The sequence below is a fragment of the Streptomyces sp. NPDC008139 genome, assembly GCF_042957025.1.
Classification (GTDB): domain Bacteria; phylum Actinomycetota; class Actinomycetes; order Streptomycetales; family Streptomycetaceae; genus Actinacidiphila.
In genome coordinates this window covers 234,732-250,101 of sequence record NZ_JBIBHM010000005.1, presented here as the reverse complement: position 1 = coordinate 250,101, position 15,370 = coordinate 234,732, and the positions used below count along the sequence as shown (strand labels likewise).

The 15,370-nt window shown below is 73.1% G+C and carries 16 protein-coding genes; 6 read left to right on the top strand and 10 right to left on the bottom strand.

Annotation, left to right across the window (positions count from 1 at the left end):
• Positions 1 to 28: 28 nt before the first annotated feature.
• Positions 29 to 1,279, bottom strand: a complete 1,251-nt coding sequence (locus tag ACFZBB_RS12400; RefSeq protein ID WP_391120520.1) for an extracellular solute-binding protein — start codon at positions 1,277 to 1,279, stop codon at positions 29 to 31.
• Between the two features lie 382 nt (positions 1,280 to 1,661).
• On the opposite strand from ACFZBB_RS12400, the gene ACFZBB_RS12395 reads away from it, so the two are divergent.
• From ACFZBB_RS12395 to ACFZBB_RS12385, 3 genes are all read left to right on the top strand, one after another.
• Positions 1,662 to 2,594 carry an ROK family protein gene (locus ACFZBB_RS12395; RefSeq protein WP_355337325.1) on the top strand — a complete coding sequence of 311 codons (933 nt, stop codon included), beginning with the start codon at positions 1,662 to 1,664 and terminating at the stop codon, positions 2,592 to 2,594.
• The gene (gene nagA, locus ACFZBB_RS12390; RefSeq protein ID WP_391120518.1) at positions 2,594 to 3,754 is read left to right on the top strand and encodes an N-acetylglucosamine-6-phosphate deacetylase; all 1,161 of its coding nucleotides are present in this window, start codon (positions 2,594 to 2,596) and stop codon (positions 3,752 to 3,754) included. The genes ACFZBB_RS12395 and nagA overlap by 1 nt, the downstream gene beginning before the upstream one ends.
• A gap of 146 nt (positions 3,755 to 3,900) precedes the next feature.
• Positions 3,901 to 4,860, top strand: coding sequence for a hexose kinase (locus tag ACFZBB_RS12385; RefSeq protein ID WP_391120516.1), 960 nt, complete (start codon positions 3,901 to 3,903; stop codon positions 4,858 to 4,860).
• Positions 4,861 to 4,879: 19 nt separating this feature from the next.
• On the opposite strand, the gene ACFZBB_RS12380 is transcribed toward ACFZBB_RS12385, so the two are convergent.
• A complete protein-coding gene (locus ACFZBB_RS12380) occupies positions 4,880 to 5,887 on the bottom strand; it encodes a carbohydrate-binding protein (protein ID WP_391120514.1) in 1,008 nt (335 codons plus the stop codon).
• Positions 5,888 to 6,111: 224 nt separating this feature from the next.
• Between ACFZBB_RS12380 and ACFZBB_RS12375 the strand changes: the two genes are divergently transcribed.
• The 3 genes from ACFZBB_RS12375 to ACFZBB_RS12365 all read left to right on the top strand — a co-directional run bounded on the left by ACFZBB_RS12375 (position 6,112) and on the right by ACFZBB_RS12365 (position 9,344).
• Positions 6,112 to 7,092: an SAM-dependent methyltransferase gene (locus ACFZBB_RS12375; RefSeq protein ID WP_391121083.1), complete on the top strand. Its 981-nt coding sequence runs from the start codon at positions 6,112 to 6,114 to the stop codon at positions 7,090 to 7,092.
• A 60-nt stretch (positions 7,093 to 7,152) separates the two neighbouring features.
• The gene (locus ACFZBB_RS12370; RefSeq protein ID WP_391120512.1) at positions 7,153 to 8,295 is read left to right on the top strand and encodes an NADH-quinone oxidoreductase subunit D; all 1,143 of its coding nucleotides are present in this window, start codon (positions 7,153 to 7,155) and stop codon (positions 8,293 to 8,295) included.
• Positions 8,296 to 8,375: 80 nt separating this feature from the next.
• Complete coding sequence (locus ACFZBB_RS12365; protein ID WP_391120510.1) at positions 8,376 to 9,344, top strand: sigma-70 family RNA polymerase sigma factor; 969 nt, start codon at positions 8,376 to 8,378, stop codon at positions 9,342 to 9,344.
• A 13-nt stretch (positions 9,345 to 9,357) separates the two neighbouring features.
• Here the strand turns inward: ACFZBB_RS12365 and ACFZBB_RS12360 are convergent, their stop codons facing one another.
• From ACFZBB_RS12360 to folP, 8 genes are all read right to left on the bottom strand, one after another.
• Positions 9,358 to 10,392 (bottom strand): hypothetical protein, encoded by a 1,035-nt coding sequence (locus tag ACFZBB_RS12360; protein ID WP_391120508.1) that lies wholly within the window; start codon positions 10,390 to 10,392, stop codon positions 9,358 to 9,360.
• A 420-nt stretch (positions 10,393 to 10,812) separates the two neighbouring features.
• Entirely contained in the window at positions 10,813 to 11,253 is a 441-nt protein-coding gene (locus ACFZBB_RS12355; protein WP_391120506.1) for a rhodanese-like domain-containing protein, read from the bottom strand.
• Complete coding sequence (locus ACFZBB_RS12350) at positions 11,250 to 11,777, bottom strand: cysteine dioxygenase (RefSeq protein ID WP_391121080.1); 528 nt, start codon at positions 11,775 to 11,777, stop codon at positions 11,250 to 11,252. The genes ACFZBB_RS12355 and ACFZBB_RS12350 overlap by 4 nt, the downstream gene beginning before the upstream one ends.
• A gap of 465 nt (positions 11,778 to 12,242) precedes the next feature.
• The gene (locus ACFZBB_RS12345) at positions 12,243 to 12,737 is read right to left on the bottom strand and encodes a DUF3180 family protein (RefSeq protein ID WP_391120504.1); all 495 of its coding nucleotides are present in this window, start codon (positions 12,735 to 12,737) and stop codon (positions 12,243 to 12,245) included.
• A gap of 106 nt (positions 12,738 to 12,843) precedes the next feature.
• Complete coding sequence (folK, locus tag ACFZBB_RS12340; protein ID WP_391120502.1) at positions 12,844 to 13,467, bottom strand: 2-amino-4-hydroxy-6-hydroxymethyldihydropteridine diphosphokinase; 624 nt, start codon at positions 13,465 to 13,467, stop codon at positions 12,844 to 12,846.
• Positions 13,464 to 13,823, bottom strand: a complete 360-nt coding sequence (folB, locus tag ACFZBB_RS12335) for a dihydroneopterin aldolase (RefSeq protein ID WP_355337295.1) — start codon at positions 13,821 to 13,823, stop codon at positions 13,464 to 13,466. Before folB ends, folK begins: the two co-directional genes overlap by 4 nt.
• A gap of 136 nt (positions 13,824 to 13,959) precedes the next feature.
• Positions 13,960 to 14,493: a nuclear transport factor 2 family protein gene (locus tag ACFZBB_RS12330; RefSeq protein WP_391120500.1), complete on the bottom strand. Its 534-nt coding sequence runs from the start codon at positions 14,491 to 14,493 to the stop codon at positions 13,960 to 13,962.
• Positions 14,490 to 15,359, bottom strand: coding sequence for a dihydropteroate synthase (folP, locus tag ACFZBB_RS12325; RefSeq protein WP_391120498.1), 870 nt, complete (start codon positions 15,357 to 15,359; stop codon positions 14,490 to 14,492). Before folP ends, ACFZBB_RS12330 begins: the two co-directional genes overlap by 4 nt.
• Between the last annotated feature and the right edge of the window lie 11 nt (positions 15,360 to 15,370).

Sequence of the window (15,370 nt, the reverse complement as noted above, 5' to 3'; positions counted from 1 at the left end):
ACGGCCGTCACCGTACCGCCGCGGGCCGCTACTTGCCGGAGTCCGTCGTGAGCGCGAAGCGCTGGAGGTCGGACAGGACCGTCTTCGGGTCGCCGTGCACGGCCTGGCCGATGTTCTTCTTGACCTCGTCGCTGACCGGGCCCCACGAGGTCTTGTTGACCGGGTAGAACACGGCGTCGGGCAGCAGGTTCAGGAACTGGACCAGGTCCTTGTTGGCCGGGTTCTTCCGCATCGCCTGGGACGCGGTGATGGTCACCGGCAGCAGCCCGTACTCGTTGAGGAACTTCAGCGAATTCTGCTCGTTGAAGACGAACTGGAGGAATTTGCCGTCCGCGTCCCGGTTGCCGTTCTGCTTGAACGCCATCATCCAGTCGGCGACGCCGAGGGTGTCGCTGCTGGGGCCGCTCTGGCCGGGCAGCGGGACGACGCCGACGTCGATACCGGCGGCCTTGGCCTGGGTGAGCAGGGTGGGGTGGCCCATGACCATGCCCGCCTTGCCGGCCAGGAAGGCGGCGAAGGTGTCGCGGCGGTTGGTCTTGGCGGGGTCGGTCGGGCCGACCAGGCCGGTCTGGACGAGGTTCTTCTTGACCCAGGCGAACGCCTCGACGTTGGGCGCGGAGTCGAAGGTGTAGCTGCCGACGGTGTCGGTGTAGCCGCCCTGCGCGCCGAGCATCCACATCAGGGACTCGGCCTGCGCCTCCTCGGGGGCCAGCGGCAGTCCGTAGGGCACCTTCACGCCGTCGGCCTTGAGCTTGACCGCGTCGGCCTTGAGCTCGTCCCAGGTCTCGGGGGCGTGCTTGATGCCCGCGTTCTTGAAGAGCTTCTTGTTGTAGAAGAACATGCGCGAGCTGGAGACGAAGGGTATGCCGTACTGGGTGCGGTCGACCGAACCGGCGTTGACCATCGAGGGGATGAAGTCCGACTGCATGCTGATCGGGAACAGCTCGTCGGCGCTGTAGAGCTGCTTGCCGGCGGCGTAGGCCGCGTAGGAGCCGATCTGCGCGACGTCGGGGGCCTTGTTCGCCTTGACCATCTGGGCGACCTTGTCGTCCACGTGGTCCCAGTCGATGATCTCGACGTTGATCTTGATGTGCGGGTTGCGCGCCTCGAAGGAGCGCGCGAGGTCGTCCCAGTACGTCTTGGAGCTGTTGTTCGTCTTCGGGTCGCCGTAGTCCGCGGCGACGAAGTGCAGGGTGACGTCGCTGTTCAGCGGTGAACTGTTGCCGCACGCCGTAAGAGTGGTGATCGCCAGGGCCGACGTGATGCCGATCGCCGCCAAGCCGTGAAGTCGTCGCCGCTGCACCGTTCCTACCGCCTTCTTGCACACTTGCTCGCGTACCGCTACGGAAGCGTCGAGTCTTCCCCACACCTTTGCCCAAGGTCTACACCATGAGTGGTATCGCTTGCGCAACGGGTCCGCGCGCGGACCGGCGACGGGTGTGCTCCGGGACCGGCAGGAGACCGGCACGCAACCTGCACCGGACCGGCCCGGAAAGCGGCACGGAACCGGCGTACGTCCTGCGGGCGTCCGTCGTGTGTCCCCCGGATGTCCGTCGCGGCGCGCCGGAGTGTCCCGTTGCTCCGCAAACGCCGCCTGACGCGTGATCTTTCCTCGCCGAGTGGACTAGACCTTTTTAGGGGTTAGCCGCGACACTGTCCCCGTGAGACATGTCATCGCTCTCGATGTGGGCGGCACCGGAATGAAGGCCGCGCTGGTCGGCGCGGACGGAACGCTCCTGCACCAGGCGCGCCGTCCGACCGGCAGAGAACGCGGCCCCGACGCCGTGGTCGCCGCGATCCTCGACTTCGCGGCCGAACTGCGCGACCACGGCGTGCGCGAGTACGGCGAACCGGCCGCCGCGGCCGGGGTCGCGGTGCCCGGCATCGTCGACGACGTCAACGGGATCGCCGTCTACGCCGCGAACCTCCGCTGGAAGGACGTCCCGCTGCGGGCGTTGATGTCCGAGCGGCTGGACGGCGTACCGGTGGCGCTCGGCCACGACGTCCGCACCGGCGGCCTCGCCGAGGGCCGGATCGGCGCGGGCAACGGCGCCGACCGCTTCCTCTTCCTCCCGCTGGGCACCGGCATCGCGGGCGCCATCGGCATCGAGGGCCGGATCGAGGCGGGCGCGCACGGCTACGCGGGCGAGATCGGGCACATCGTGGTCCGCCCCGGCGGCCCGGAGTGCGGCTGCGGGCAGCGCGGCTGTCTTGAGGCGCTGGCCTCGGCGGGCGCGGTCTCGCGCGCCTGGGCCGAGGCGAGCGGCGACCCGGACGCGGACGCCGCGGACTGCGCGCGCGCCGTCGAGACCGGCGACCCGCGGGCGCTCGCGGTGTGGGGCGAGGCGATCGGCGCGCTGGCCGACGGCCTGGTCACCGGGCTCACCCTTCTGGACCCGCGCGTGCTGATCATCGGCGGCGGGCTCGCGGAGGCCGGGGACACCCTCTTCGGACCGCTGCGCGCGGCCGTGGAGGCACGTATCACCTTCCAGAAACTCCCCCTCATCGTCCCCGCCGCGCTGGGGGACACCGCTGGATGCCTGGGCGCCGGCCTGCTCGCCTGGGATCTACTCTCCGTGGAGGTAACCGCCTGATGGCCCCCGTAACGACAACGCAGCGCACGGTGCTGGCGGGTGCCCGTGTGGTCCTGCCGTCAGGTGTGGTGGAAGGCGGCCGGCTGACCGTCGAGGGCACCCGGATCGCGGCGAACGAGGCCGACGAGCACGTCTCGACGGCCACCGTGGACCTCGCGGGCCACACCGTCGTGCCCGGCTTCGTGGACATCCACAACCACGGCGGCGGCGGCGCGTCCTTCACCTCGGGCACCGCCGACGACATCCTCACCGGTGTGCGCACCCACCGCGCGCACGGCACGACCACGGTGGTCGCCTCGACCGTCACCAACGCGCTGGACGTCCTGGCCAAGCAGGCCGGGCTGCTGTCCGAGCTGGTGGAACAGGGCGACCTCGCCGGAATCCACTACGAGGGCCCGTTCATCTCGCCGTGCCGCAAGGGCGCGCATGACGAGGCGCTGCTGCGCGACCCCGACCCGGCCGATGTGCGCAAGCTGGTCGAGGCGGGCCGCGGCGCCGCCCGGATGGTCACCCTGGCGGCCGAACTGCCCGGCGGAATCGATTCCGTACGGCTGCTGGCCGACCTCGGCGTGATCGCGGCGATCGGCCACACCGACGCCACGTACGAGCAGACGCTGGAGGCCATCGACGCGGGCGCGACCGTGGCCACCCACCTGTTCAACGCGATGCCGCCGCTCCAGCACCGCGCGCCCGGCCCGATCGCTGCGCTGCTGGAGGACGAGCGGGTGACCGTCGAGCTGATCAACGACGGTACGCATCTGCACCCGGCCGTCCTGGAGCTGGCCTTCGGGAGCGCGGGCGCCGGGCGGGTCGCCTTCATCACCGACGCGATGGACGCGGCCGGTTTCGGCGACGGCCACTACGACCTGGGCCCGATGAAGGTCGAGGTGCTCGACGGGGTCGCGCGGCTGGTCGAGGGCGGCTCGATCGCCGGGTCGACGCTCACCCTGGACACCGCCTTCAAGCGGGCCGTCACGCTGGACGGGCTGTCGCTGACCGACGCCGTACGCGCCATCTCCACCAACCCGGCGCGGCTGCTCGGCCTGGACGACCGCATCGGCACGCTGGAGCCCGGCAAGGACGCGGACCTGGTGGTGCTGGACGCGGCGTACGACCTGGTGGGCGTCATGCGCAAGGGCGAGTGGATCGTCAGGCCCTAGCCGTCGCCGGAGGGTGCGCCCGGGAGGTGTGTTCGGTGGCGTCCGGGCGGTGAGTTCACCCGATTTTCGCGGATTCTCGCTAAAAGCTGCGTAACGGCGGTCGGCGCGCACTGGGCCGACCGCCGTACTTTTGTCATCATCGTCAGGTGATCATCACCGTCACGCTGAACGCCGCCCTCGATGTGACCTACCGGGTCCCGTCGCTCCGACCGCACTCCACCCACCGGGTCACCCACACCGCGGAACGCCCCGGCGGCAAGGGGCTCAACGTCGCCCGCGTGCTGGCCGCGCTCGGCCGCCCCGCCGTCGTCACCGGCTTCGTCGGCGGCCCGGTCGGAGCCGAGCTGCGCGAACGGCTCGCCGAGCGGGCCGCGGAGTACGACGACGGGCTGCTGACCGACGCGCTGGTGCCCATCGCGGGCACCACCCGCCGCACGGTGGGCGTCGTGGACGACACGACCGGCGACACGACGATGTTCAACGAACCGGGGCCCACGGTCACCCCGCGCGAGTGGGGCGGGTTCCTGGAGCGCTACCGCGCGCTGCTCGCCGACGGCCGCGCGACGGCCGTGGCGCTGTGCGGCAGCCTGCCGCCGGGGCTGCCGGTGGGCGCGTACGCGGAGCTGGTGCGCGAGGCGCGGGCCGCCGGGGTGTTCGTGCTGCTGGACACCAGCGGGGAGCCGCTGCGCCGCGGGCTGGCCGCGCGCCCCGACCTGATCAAGCCGAACGCGGTGGAGCTGACCGGCCTGACCGGCTTCTCCGAGCCCGCCCGCGCGGCCGGTGACGCCCGGCGGCGCGGCGCCCGCGCGGTGGCCGCCTCGCTCGGCGAGGACGGGATGCTGGCGCTGACCGAGGAGGGCGGCTGGCAGGCGCTGCCGCCCGCGCGCCTGGCGGGCAATCCGACGGGCGCGGGCGACTCGGCGGTGGCGGGGCTGCTGTCCGGGCTCGCGGAGGGCCTGACGTGGCCGCGGCGGCTGGCGCGGGCGGTCGCGCTGTCGGCGGCCACGGTCGCGGCTCCCGCGGCGGGCGAATTCGACGCGGCCGTCTACGCGGAGCTGCTGCCGCAGGTGAAGGTGGTGCCCGCGGAGCCCGGCGCGGCGGTGTGAGGCCGGGCTCCGGCGGCGGCTACTCGGTGACCTGGCCCTGCTTGAGTTCGAACTGGTCCAGGTTGACCGCGCACTGATTGCCCTGCTGGCAGCTCAGCGTCACGGTGTTGGAGCCCTTCTTGAGGTCGATCCAGGAGTAGGTGTGGTTGTTCCACGCCTTCGCCCAGTCGGTGTAGTGGCCGTAGTTCTTCAGATTGACGGGGCCGCTGCGCGGCGTGCCGTTCACCCCGAGGGTGAGCGTCGCGTCGTCGCCCGCGTTCCCGTAGTACGTGAAGAGCGTGTAGGGGCCGTCCTTCGGCACCGTCACCGTCCACGTCACGGTCGCGCCGACCTGCGTCAGGTGGTCGACATAGGTGCCGCCCGCCGCGCTCGCGCCCGGGTGCTCGGTGCTCGTCTGCGCGCCGCCCGTCAGGACGAGCGTCGAGGCGTCGGTCTTCTTCGAGTCGTACGGGGTCGGCTCCGCGGAGGCCGAAGGCGTCGTCTCGGTGGGCGCGGCCGAGGTGACCGCCGGGCTGGACGGCTTGTCGCTGGCCTTCTTGTCGCCGTCGCCCGAGCCGTTGGTCATCGCGAAGGCGATGCCGATGGCCACGGCCGCGACCACGGCGACCGCCGCGATCAGCAGGCCCTTGCGGTTGGGCGCGCCGCCGCCCTGCTGGCCGCCGCCGCCCGCGCGACGGGTGTGCGGGGGCTGCGCGGGCGGCTGCTGGCCCGGATATCCCTGCTGCCCTTGCTGGCCGCCGTACTGCTGCTGGCCGGGCTGCTGGCCGTACGCCTGCGTCTGCTGCTGGGTCTGCTGCGGATAGCCGTATCCGGAGGGCGACTGCTGCTGCGGGTAGCCGTAGCCCGAGGGGGTCTGCGGCGGCTGCGGACGGCGCTCACCGACCCGCTGGATCTGGTGGTGCGAGGTACGCGGCATGCCCGGCTGCTGCACCGGGGCCTGCTCGGGCTGCTGCTCGCCCCCCTCCGACCGGTAGAGATAACCGAACGGGTCGTCGTTCTCAGGGGCGCCGTCGTTTCCGGCAGTCATCCGCTGTCCACTCCCTCACTGCACTGCACACACGCTGCACACGCCGTCGCGGCGCCTGTGGTATCTCCGGAACACTACCGGCCCTGAGTGACACACCGCTCAAGCCTTCGACGCATCTCCAGGTCAGGAAGGTTCCCCTGTGAGCAGGCACACTTCACCGGACACGTACCGTTAACCCCGTGGACAGCGAGTGGCGGGAGCGGTGGGTGCCCTGGCGGGAGGCCATGGACCGCGCTCTGTACGGCCCCGACGGCTTCTTCGTACGGGAGCGGCCCGCGGCGCATTTCCGCACCTCCGTGCACGCCTCCGCGCTCTTCGCGGGGGCCGTCGCCGAACTGCTGGTCCGGGTCGACGCGGCCCTCGGGCACCCGGCCGAGCTGGCCTTCACCGACATGGGCGCGGGCCGCGCGGAGCTGTGCTCCGGGGTGCTGGCCGCGCTCCCCGCGCGGGTCGCCGGCCGCGTACGCGTCCACGCCGTCGAACGCGCGCCGCGCCCGCCGGGGCTCGACCCGCGGATCACCTGGTGCGACCGGCCGCCGCGCGGTGTGCGCGGACTGCTCTTCGCCAACGAGTGGCTGGACAATGTGCCGCTCGACGTCGCCGGGACCGACGAGGCGGGCGTGCCCCGCCAGGTGCTGGTCCGCCCGGCCGACGGCGCGGAGCGCCTCGGCGAGCCGGTGCGCGGCGCCGACGCGCGGTGGCTGGAGCGGTGGTGGCCGCTGTCGCCGGAGCCCGGCGCCCGCGCCGAGATCGGGCTGCCGCGCGAGGCCGCCTGGGCCGAGGCGGTCGGCTCGCTGGACGCCGGGGCGGCCGTCGCCGTCGACTACGCCCACACACGCGCGGCCCGGCCCCCGTACGGCACGCTCACCGGCTACCGCGACGGCCGCCAGGTGGAGGCCGTCCCCGACGGCTCCCGCGACCTCACCGCCCATGTCGCCGTCGACGCCCTGCCGGGCACGGCGCTCCCCCAACGCGCCGCCCTGCGCTCCCTCGGCCTCTCCCCCGCCCGCCCCCCGCTCGCCCTGGCCGCCACCGACCCGGCCGCCTACGTCCGCGGTCTCGCCGCCGCCGGCGAGGCCGCCGAACTGACCGCCCGCGGCGGCCTCGGCGACTTCACCTGGCTGGTGACGGAGGTCGGCGTGACCGGCGTCCTGGCGGCGGCTCAAGGCCCGGCGGACGCACGGGAGTCGCCGGAGGCGCGCTGAGCCCGCGGGCCCGGCACCGCCCGTGGGATACGGGCGGGGAGTCCTGAGAGGATGGGCGGCATGACGGAGACCACGATCGGAGTCGGCGGGGCGGCCGAGGGCACCGACATGGTGCTGAACATCGGGCCGCAGCACCCGTCCACGCATGGGGTGCTGCGCTTGCGGCTGGTGCTGGACGGGGAGCGGATCCGCAGCGCGGAGCCGATCGTCGGGTACATGCACCGGGGCGCGGAGAAGCTGTTCGAGGCGCGGGACTACCGGCAGATCGTGATGCTGGCGAACCGGCACGACTGGCTGTCGGCGTTCGCGAACGAGCTGGGTGTGGTGCTGTCGGTCGAGCGGATGCTCGGCATGGAGGTGCCGGAGCGCGCGGTGTGGACGCGGACGCTGCTCGCGGAGCTGAACCGGGTGCTGAACCACCTGATGTTCCTGGGCTCGTACCCGCTGGAGCTGGGCGGGATCACGCCGATCTTCTACGCCTTCTCCGAGCGGGAGAACCTCCAGCACGTGATGGAGGAGGTCTCCGGCGGCCGGATGCACTACATGTTCAACCGGGTCGGCGGCCTGAAGGAGGACCTGCCCAACGGCTGGCAGGGGCGGGTGCGCCAGGCGGTCGCCGGGGTGCGGTCGCGGATGGGCCGCTTCGACGACCTGGTGCTCGGCAACGAGATCTTCCGCGGCAGGACCCGCGGTGTCGGCGTCCTGTCCCGCGAGGCCGTGCACGCGTACGGCGTCAGCGGGCCGATCGCGCGCGGTTCCGGCGTCGACTTCGACCTGCGGCGGGACGAGCCGTATCTGGCGTACGGGGAGCTGGGCGACACCCTGAAGGTGGTCACCAGGACCGAGGGCGACTGCCTGGCGCGCTTCGAGGTGCTGCTGGAGCAGACGCACAACGCGCTGGACCTCGCGGACGCGTGCCTGGACCGGCTGGCGGAGCTGCCGCCGGGGCCGATCAACCAGCGGCTGCCGAAGGTGCTCAAGGCCCCCGAGGGGCACACCTACGCGTGGACCGAGAATCCGCTCGGCATCAACGGCTACTACCTGGTGTCGAAGGGCGAGAAGACGCCGTACCGGCTGAAGCTGCGCTCCGCGTCGTACAACAACATCCAGGCGCTGGCGGTGCTGCTGCCGGGCACGCTGGTGTCGGACATGGTCGCGATCCTCGGGTCGATGTTCTTCGTGGTCGGCGACGTCGACAAGTAGCGCCGCCGGGCGGTCCGCGCGTCACATTCGGGGTCACTGGTCCGTCAGGTGAGTGACCACATGTGACGGAGGACCGACCGATGGACGCACCCATGGACGACGGCTTGGACGACGGTGGGCACGACGGCAGGCACGACGGCCTGGAAGACGGCAAGGACGACAAAGAGCTGCTGGCGGCGCGGTTCGAGGCGAACCGCGCCCATCTGCGGGCCGTGGCCTACCGGATGCTCGGCTCGGCCGACGAGGCGGACGACGCCGTCCAGGAGGCGTGGCTGCGGCTGAACCGCACCGACACCGCCGAGGTCCGCAACCTCGGCGGCTGGCTGACCACGGTGGTCGGCCGGGTCTGCCTGGACATGCTGCGCTCGCGCCGCACCCGCCGCGAGGAGCCGATCACCGCGCCGGACGGATACGAGTACGGGTACGTGGGCGCGGTGACGCTGCCCGCGCCGGGGCCCGAGCAACAGGCCCTGCTGGCCGACTCGGTGGGGCTCGCCCTGCTCGTCGTCCTGGAGACCCTGGACCCGGCCGAACGGCTCGCCTTCGTGCTGCACGACATGTTCGCCGTGCCCTTCGACGACATCGCGCCCATCGTGGAGCGCACCCCCGCCGCCGCCCGCCAGCTCGCCAGCCGGGCCCGGCGCCGCGTCCAGGGCGGCACCGAGGTCTCCGACGCCGACCCGGCGCTGCGGCGCGCGGCCGTCGAGGCGTTCCTCGCCGCGGCGCGCGACGGGGACTTCGACGCGCTCCTCGCGGTCCTCGACCCCGAGGTCACCGTCCGCTCCGACGTCCCCGGGCGGCCCGGCGTCACCTCCACCCGCCGGGGCGCGGCCAACGTCGCGCGGGGCGCGGTCAGTTACGCCGCGATGGCCTCCACGGCGCGGCTGGTACTGGTCGACGGGCTCGTGGCGGCGGCGGTGGACCTGGACACCGCGGAGGCGCGGGTCCTGACCTTCGCGGTCTCGGCGGCGGACGGGCGGATCACGGCCGTCGACATCGTCACCGAGCCGGGGCGGCTGGCCGCGCTGGACGTGCGCCCGCTGGCGTGAATCCCCCGCGCCGTCAGGCCTGGGCGCGCAGTTCCGACATGTCGAGCTGTTCGGTCTCGTCGTGGGCCGTGAGGTCGATGACCTCGGGGCCCGACTCCGCGGCGGCCTGGGCGTGTTCCGCGACGGCCTCGTCACCCACGACGTCGTCCAGGTCGGCCACATCGTCCAGCGCGTCCACCTCGGAGACGTCCTCCGGGTCCACGCCGCCCGCGGGCTTCTGCGTGCCGAAGAAGTCGAAGCCGCCGATGGCCCGGCTGCCGTTGCCACCGGGGGCGCCCGGCGAGCGCTGGGGCTGCGCGTAGGGCAGGACGGCGGCGGCGACGGCCGGGACGAGGCGGTGTTCGCGGACCGGCAGACCGGCCGGTGAGGTGGCGGGCGCGGCGGTACGGGTGTGGCTCTCGACCTCCGCCGCGTGGCGGCCCTGCGGCTCGTCCTCGGGGCCCGCGGTGTCGCGGCGGCGGGCGTCCTCGACGGTGCGCCTGGCCTGCTGGCGGGCGGCGTTGCGGCCGAGGTCCTTCAGCGCCTGATCGGCCTTGAGGAAGGCGGCGGGGCCGACCGGCGAGGCACCGCCGGTGAGGGCGAGCTGCCGCGGGGCGGAGTCCAGTTGGAGCTGGCGGCGGCTCTCCAGCACCTGGGCGCGCTCGCTCTCGGCGGTGGCGTACCGGCGGAGCAGATCGGCGTGCTCGGTGCGGAGCCTGGCCAATTCCCCGCGCTTGGCCCGGAGTTTCTTCTCCAGGCGCCCGCGTATCTCGCGGGACTCCTCCAGGTCCGTCTCCAACTCGGCGGCCCGCTCGTCGGTCCGCCACTCCTCGCGGACGCGCGCCGCTTCGAGTTCGGCGACCGTACGGCCGGCGGAGCGGTCCCAGGTGCGGGCGAGGGCGGCGCCCGCGCACGCGGTCAGCGCGGTGGCGACGGTGAGCACCCGGATCACGCCCGTATCGCCGGAGAACAGGGCGGCGGCGGCGAGGACCGCGGCGCTGCCGGCGACGGTCAGCGGCGGCAGCATCCGGTGCAGCGGCTGCGAATGGCGGTGACGTCCACGGGGCATGGCCAGAAATTTAGCGTGTGTGAAGGGATCGTGGGGAGGCGGGTCCCGAATATCTGGGCGGATTCTCACGGCGATTCGTCCGCCGAATACGGAGGGCATTCGGCGCTGCACGATGTGTCCCCCAATGTGCCGTTGGCCAATGCCGTCCTCATGTGCCGCCGCGGCGGCGCCGAGGCCCGCCCGCGCCGCCCCACCGGGCCCCGGGGCCGCCCCCGTTGGGCCCGGGGCCGGGCCCGGTGCCGGACCCGCACGGGCGATTACGGCGACGCCGATACCCAGGTTCGGCCACCTGGGTACGACGTCAACTCCGGTTCACGGAAGGGTGTGTTGGGGTATTCCCCGGCGCACTCCGGGAATTTGATCTTGAGCCACCCCGCGACGGGATCAGTGCCGCGATCAGTAGCGCGATCAGTAGGGGGATCAGAAAGCGCCTTCGGCCTGTGCCGCGATGTGCGCGGTGGGGACCGTCGGGGTGCCGTCCGGGGCGGTGACCGGCAGGCCCGCCGCGCGCCACGCCTGGAAACCGCCGTCGAGGTCGGTGGCCGCGCGCAGCCCGAGGTCCTGGAGGGAGGCGGCGGCGAGCGAGGACGCGTACCCCTCGTTGCAGATCACGACGACGGTCAGGCCGGCGCCCGTCGCCTGCGGGAGGCGGTGGGTGCCCTCGGGGTCCAGCCGCCATTCGAGTTCGTTGCGCTCGACGATGACGGCGCCGGGGATCGTGCCGTCGCGGTCGCGCAGCGCGCCGTAGCGGATGTCGACCAGGAGGGCGCCGTCGTGCTCGGCGGCGCGGGCGGCGGCCTCGGGGCCCAGCCGGTCCAGCCGAGCCCGTACGGCCGCCAGGCGCGCGTCGAGCGCGGTCACCACTCCTCCGGGCGCTCGACCAGCTCCAGGCGCAGCGTGCTGCCCTTGCGGCTGTAGCGGCGGATCAGCGGCAGCGGCGGGTAGTAGGCGTGCACCGAGACGGCGTGCGAGGACGGGGAGCTGTTGGTGACCTGGTGGACGTGGTTGCGGCCGAAGGCGCGGCCGACGCCTTCCGGCAGCACGCGCTTGCGGTCCAGGCCCTCGGCCAGTTCCAGGGAGCGCCAGCCCTCGGAGGGCAGCGGCACGGACAGCGACTGCTCGGTCAGCTCACCGGCGGCGGTGACGAAGACGCCGTACGAGCCGCCGTGGTCGTGCCAGCCGGTCTCGGCGCCGGGCGGCCAGCCGATCAGCCACGCCTCCGCGCCGCCGGGGCCCTCCAGCCGTACCCAGGTGCGGCCTTCGGGGTCGAGCGGCAGATTGCCGACGACGGCGGGGTCGGCGGCCACCTTACGGGCGAAGTCGAGGAGATCGGCGGCGGTGGGCGCGGCGGGAGCGGTCGAGGGCGCGGTGGAGACCGTGGACACGGCGGAGGCGGAGGCGGAAGCGGCGGCGGGTTCGGACGAGGGAGCAGCGGAATTCAAGGGACACCACCCGGGGATACGCCGCGTCGGCGGGCAGCGGGGGCGTGCGTACGAGAGATCCCTTGAGAATGAAGCGTGCCGGGTTCGTACGAAAATCAGGCCGGGGCTGCGGCTACGACGCGAAAGTTGAACGAAGGACGTCGGAGGCGCGCGTCAGCGCGCGGTCGTACAGATGCAGCCCGCGTACCGGACGAGGTCCAGGTGGACCTTCCGGTGCAGATGCCATCCGGGTTCGCTCACGTAGCGGACTGAACCATGCCACCCGCCCACCGGTCAAGCCGGACGTCCGAGTGGTGGCGTCGGCGTGGAACGGCGGGGGACCACGGGTGTCTGATAAGTCTCAGGATGCGGGATACGTACCCGGTGGCGGGAGGTGCGGCCGGGACGCGAGCGCACCTCGGGCGCGGGTCAGCGGCGGTGCGGGGTCGTCCCGTGCGGCACCGTGTCGTCGTCCTCGGGGAGGCGGCAGACCCGCTCCAGGAACATCGCGGCGGCGATCACCGCGATCCCGGCGACGACGGCCAGGCCCGCGTAGATGGCCTGCTGACGGCGCGGGTCCATGTCGAGGTCGTACATCACCAGGTAGAGACCGGTGCCGGCGTACATGCCGACGACCAGGGCCGCGACCAGGGCGCTGGCCTGGCCGAAGACGACCGCGCGGGCGGCGGCCAGCGGGTCGACGCCCTTGGCGCCGGGGTGCCGTTCGCGCTGCGCCTTGAGCCGGGCGCGCAGCGACAGCGCGGTGGCCAGGAGCGCGACGGCGATCAGCGCGAGCACGATCGGCGCGGCGACCGGCACGCCCGGCAGCGTCCCGACGTGGTCCCACAGTCGCGCGGCGGCCCATGAGAGCACGCCCGCCACCGCGAAGAGCCCCGCCAGCGTCCTGATCCGCAGCGTCCTCACCGAGTGCCCGCCTCCACTTTCTGTGCAGTGCGCCGTCCGCGCGCCTGTGTGCGCTCGTCCGCCCGCGCCCGCCCGTGGCGGATGCGCGGTACGCAGGTCCCAACGATTATTCGGGCAGCCGGAGTTCCACGTCCGTGCGCCGTCGCACCCCTGCGGAGCCGACCGCCCCGATCAGTTCCGCGACCGGGCCGTGCCCCGGCAGTTCGGCCGCCGGGTCCACGTCGTACCACGGCACGAGCACGAAGGCACGCTCGTGGGCGCGCGGGTGCGGAAGTGTCAGCGCCGGGTCGTCGGAGGCCACGTCCTGGTACGCGATGATGTCGACGTCGATGGTGCGCGGCCCCCAGCGCTCGGTGCGCACCCGCAGGAACGCCTCCTCGATGGCCTGGGCGCGCTCCAGCAGCGACTCGGGCGGCAGCGTGGTGCGCACCAGCGCCACCGCGTTGAAGTACGTGGCCTGGGAGCCCTCGGGGACGCCCCAGGGCTCGGTCTCGTACACGTGCGAGACGGCCTTGACCCGGACGCCGGGGGTGTCCTCCAGCGCGTCGACCGCGCCTTGCAGGGTCTCCAGCCGGTTGCCGAGGTTGCCGCCGAGGGCGATCACGGCGGTCTTGGGGTTGTTCAGGGTGAAGTCCGCCGCGTCGACCTGCGCGACCACGGAGGCCGGTACGGGCTGCACGGTCGGGTCGAACGCGGGCTTGTGGACGTGCTCTTGATGGGGGGAGTTCACGGGCGCCTCCGGGTGATGGTCACGGTCACGTCGTCGAAGGGCACGGTGATCGGCGCGTCCGGTTTGTGCACGGTCACCTCGACCTCTTGCACGACGTCGTGCGCCAGGCACGTGTCGGCGATGCGCTGGGCGAGGGTTTCGATGAGGTCGACCGGTTCGCCGGAGACGACGGCCGTGACCTCTTCGGCGACCACACCGTAATGCACGGTTCTGGTGAGGTCGTCATCGGCCGCCGCGGGGGCCGTGTCGAGGCCCAGCACGAGGTCCACGACGAAGACCTGGCCGTCCTCGCGCTCGTGCTCGAACACACCGTGGTGGCCCAGGGCCTTCAGGCCCCGCAGCGTGACACGATCCACGAACTCTCTCCCGCCGGTCGGTCGGACGGCCGCCGTCCGGGGTGTCCCGGCCGACGGCGGACGGGGCGATCCGCCCCGTCGTCTGCTCCGAATCTACCGTCGGTCACCGACAGAGCCGATCACGGGCGCCCCGCGGTCACGGTCCCGACGTCCCGTCGAAGCCCTCGTCGTCCAGCAGATCGTCGCCGGGACCGCCGGATCCGCCGGGACCCTCGCCGTCCTCGTCGTCCTCGTCGTCGTCCTCGGCCAGCACCGGCGAGCCGTGGTGGACCCACATCCGCCAGCCGTCGGCCGTGCGGCGGAAGACGTTGGTGGCCACCACCAGGCCGCCGACGAGCGAGCCCGCGGAGCCGTCCTCCTCGGCGGGGCCGCCGGTCAGGATGTTCTCGGTGCAGGTGACCACCGCGCTGTCGCCGTCGACGGCGACCTCCACGTCGGTCAGGAAGAACTGGATGTAGTCCGTGTTGGCCATGATCAGCGCGTACGACCGCATGACCTCGCGGCGTCCGCGCAGCACCGGCCAGCCGGGGTGCACCACGGCCACCGACTCGGCCAGCGGCCCGTCCAGGACCACCGACTCCAGCGCGTCCAGGTCCGAGGTCTCCACGGCGTCGTAGAACGCCTGGTTGGCCCGCTCGACGGCGCGGGCCTCCGCGGTGCGCGGCGTCATGCGCGGACCCCCGCGATCTCGATGGCGCGGGCGACGCGGACGGCGTCGGCGCTGGCGTGCACCTCGTGGACGCGGACCGCCCAGGCGCCCTCGCGGGCGGCGATGGCGGTGACGGCCGCGGTGGCCGCGTCGCGTTCCCTGGCGGGCGGCGGTTCGCCGTTGTCACCGGCCAGGATGCGGCCGAGGAACCGCTTGCGGGAGGCGGCGACCAGCAGCGGACGGCCCAGTTCGCGCAGCGCGCTCAGGTGGGCCAGCAGCGTCAGGTCGTGGTCCGCGGTCTTCGCGAAGCCCAGGCCCGGGTCGAGGATCACCAGGCCGGGGTCGATGCCGCCGGCCACCGCCCGGTCCAGGCCCGCGCGCAGTTCGGTGACCACCTCGCCGAGCACGTCGGTGTAGACGGCCCGGTTGTTCATGTCGATGCTCTGGCCGCGCCAGTGCATGACGACGAACGGCACCCCGGCGGCGGCGACCGCGGGGACCATCGCGGGGTCGGCGAGGCCGCCGCTCACGTCGTTGACCAGCCGGGCGCCCGCGGCGACCGCCTGCTCGGCGACCGAGCCGCGCATCGTGTCGACGCTCACCAGCACCCCGGCCGCGGCCAGCTCACGCACCACCGGCACGACCCGGCGCAGCTCCTCCGCCTCGTCGACCCGCTTGGCGCCGGGCCGGGTGGACTCGCCGCCCACGTCGACCATGTCGGCGCCCTGCGCCACGAGATCGAGGCCGTGCTTGACGGCCAGCTCCGGGTCGAACCACCGCCCGCCGTCGGAGAACGAGTCGGGCGTGACGTTCACCACGCCCATGACCGCGCAGCGGTCCCACTCCGGCAGTCCGACGGGCCTGACGCGGCCCAGCAACGTACTCATGCGCCCAGCGT

Excerpts from the sequence above, each read along its gene's own strand:
- folP (WP_391120498.1), bottom strand. The coding sequence starts at position 15,359 with ATGAGTACGTTGCTGGGCCGCGTCAGGCCCGTCGGACTGCCGGAGTGG.
- ACFZBB_RS12360 (WP_391120508.1), bottom strand. The coding sequence starts at position 10,392 with ATGCCCCGTGGACGTCACCGCCATTCGCAGCCGCTGCACCGGATGCTG.
- ACFZBB_RS12375 (WP_391121083.1), top strand. The coding sequence starts at position 6,112 with ATGGACCGCGCTCTGTACGGCCCCGACGGCTTCTTCGTACGGGAGCGG.
- ACFZBB_RS12370 (WP_391120512.1), top strand. The coding sequence starts at position 7,153 with ATGACGGAGACCACGATCGGAGTCGGCGGGGCGGCCGAGGGCACCGAC.
- ACFZBB_RS12365 (WP_391120510.1), top strand. The coding sequence starts at position 8,376 with ATGGACGCACCCATGGACGACGGCTTGGACGACGGTGGGCACGACGGC.
- ACFZBB_RS12380 (WP_391120514.1), bottom strand. The coding sequence starts at position 5,887 with ATGACTGCCGGAAACGACGGCGCCCCTGAGAACGACGACCCGTTCGGT.
- ACFZBB_RS12330 (WP_391120500.1), bottom strand. The coding sequence starts at position 14,493 with ATGACGCCGCGCACCGCGGAGGCCCGCGCCGTCGAGCGGGCCAACCAG.
- nagA (WP_391120518.1), top strand. The coding sequence starts at position 2,594 with ATGGCCCCCGTAACGACAACGCAGCGCACGGTGCTGGCGGGTGCCCGT.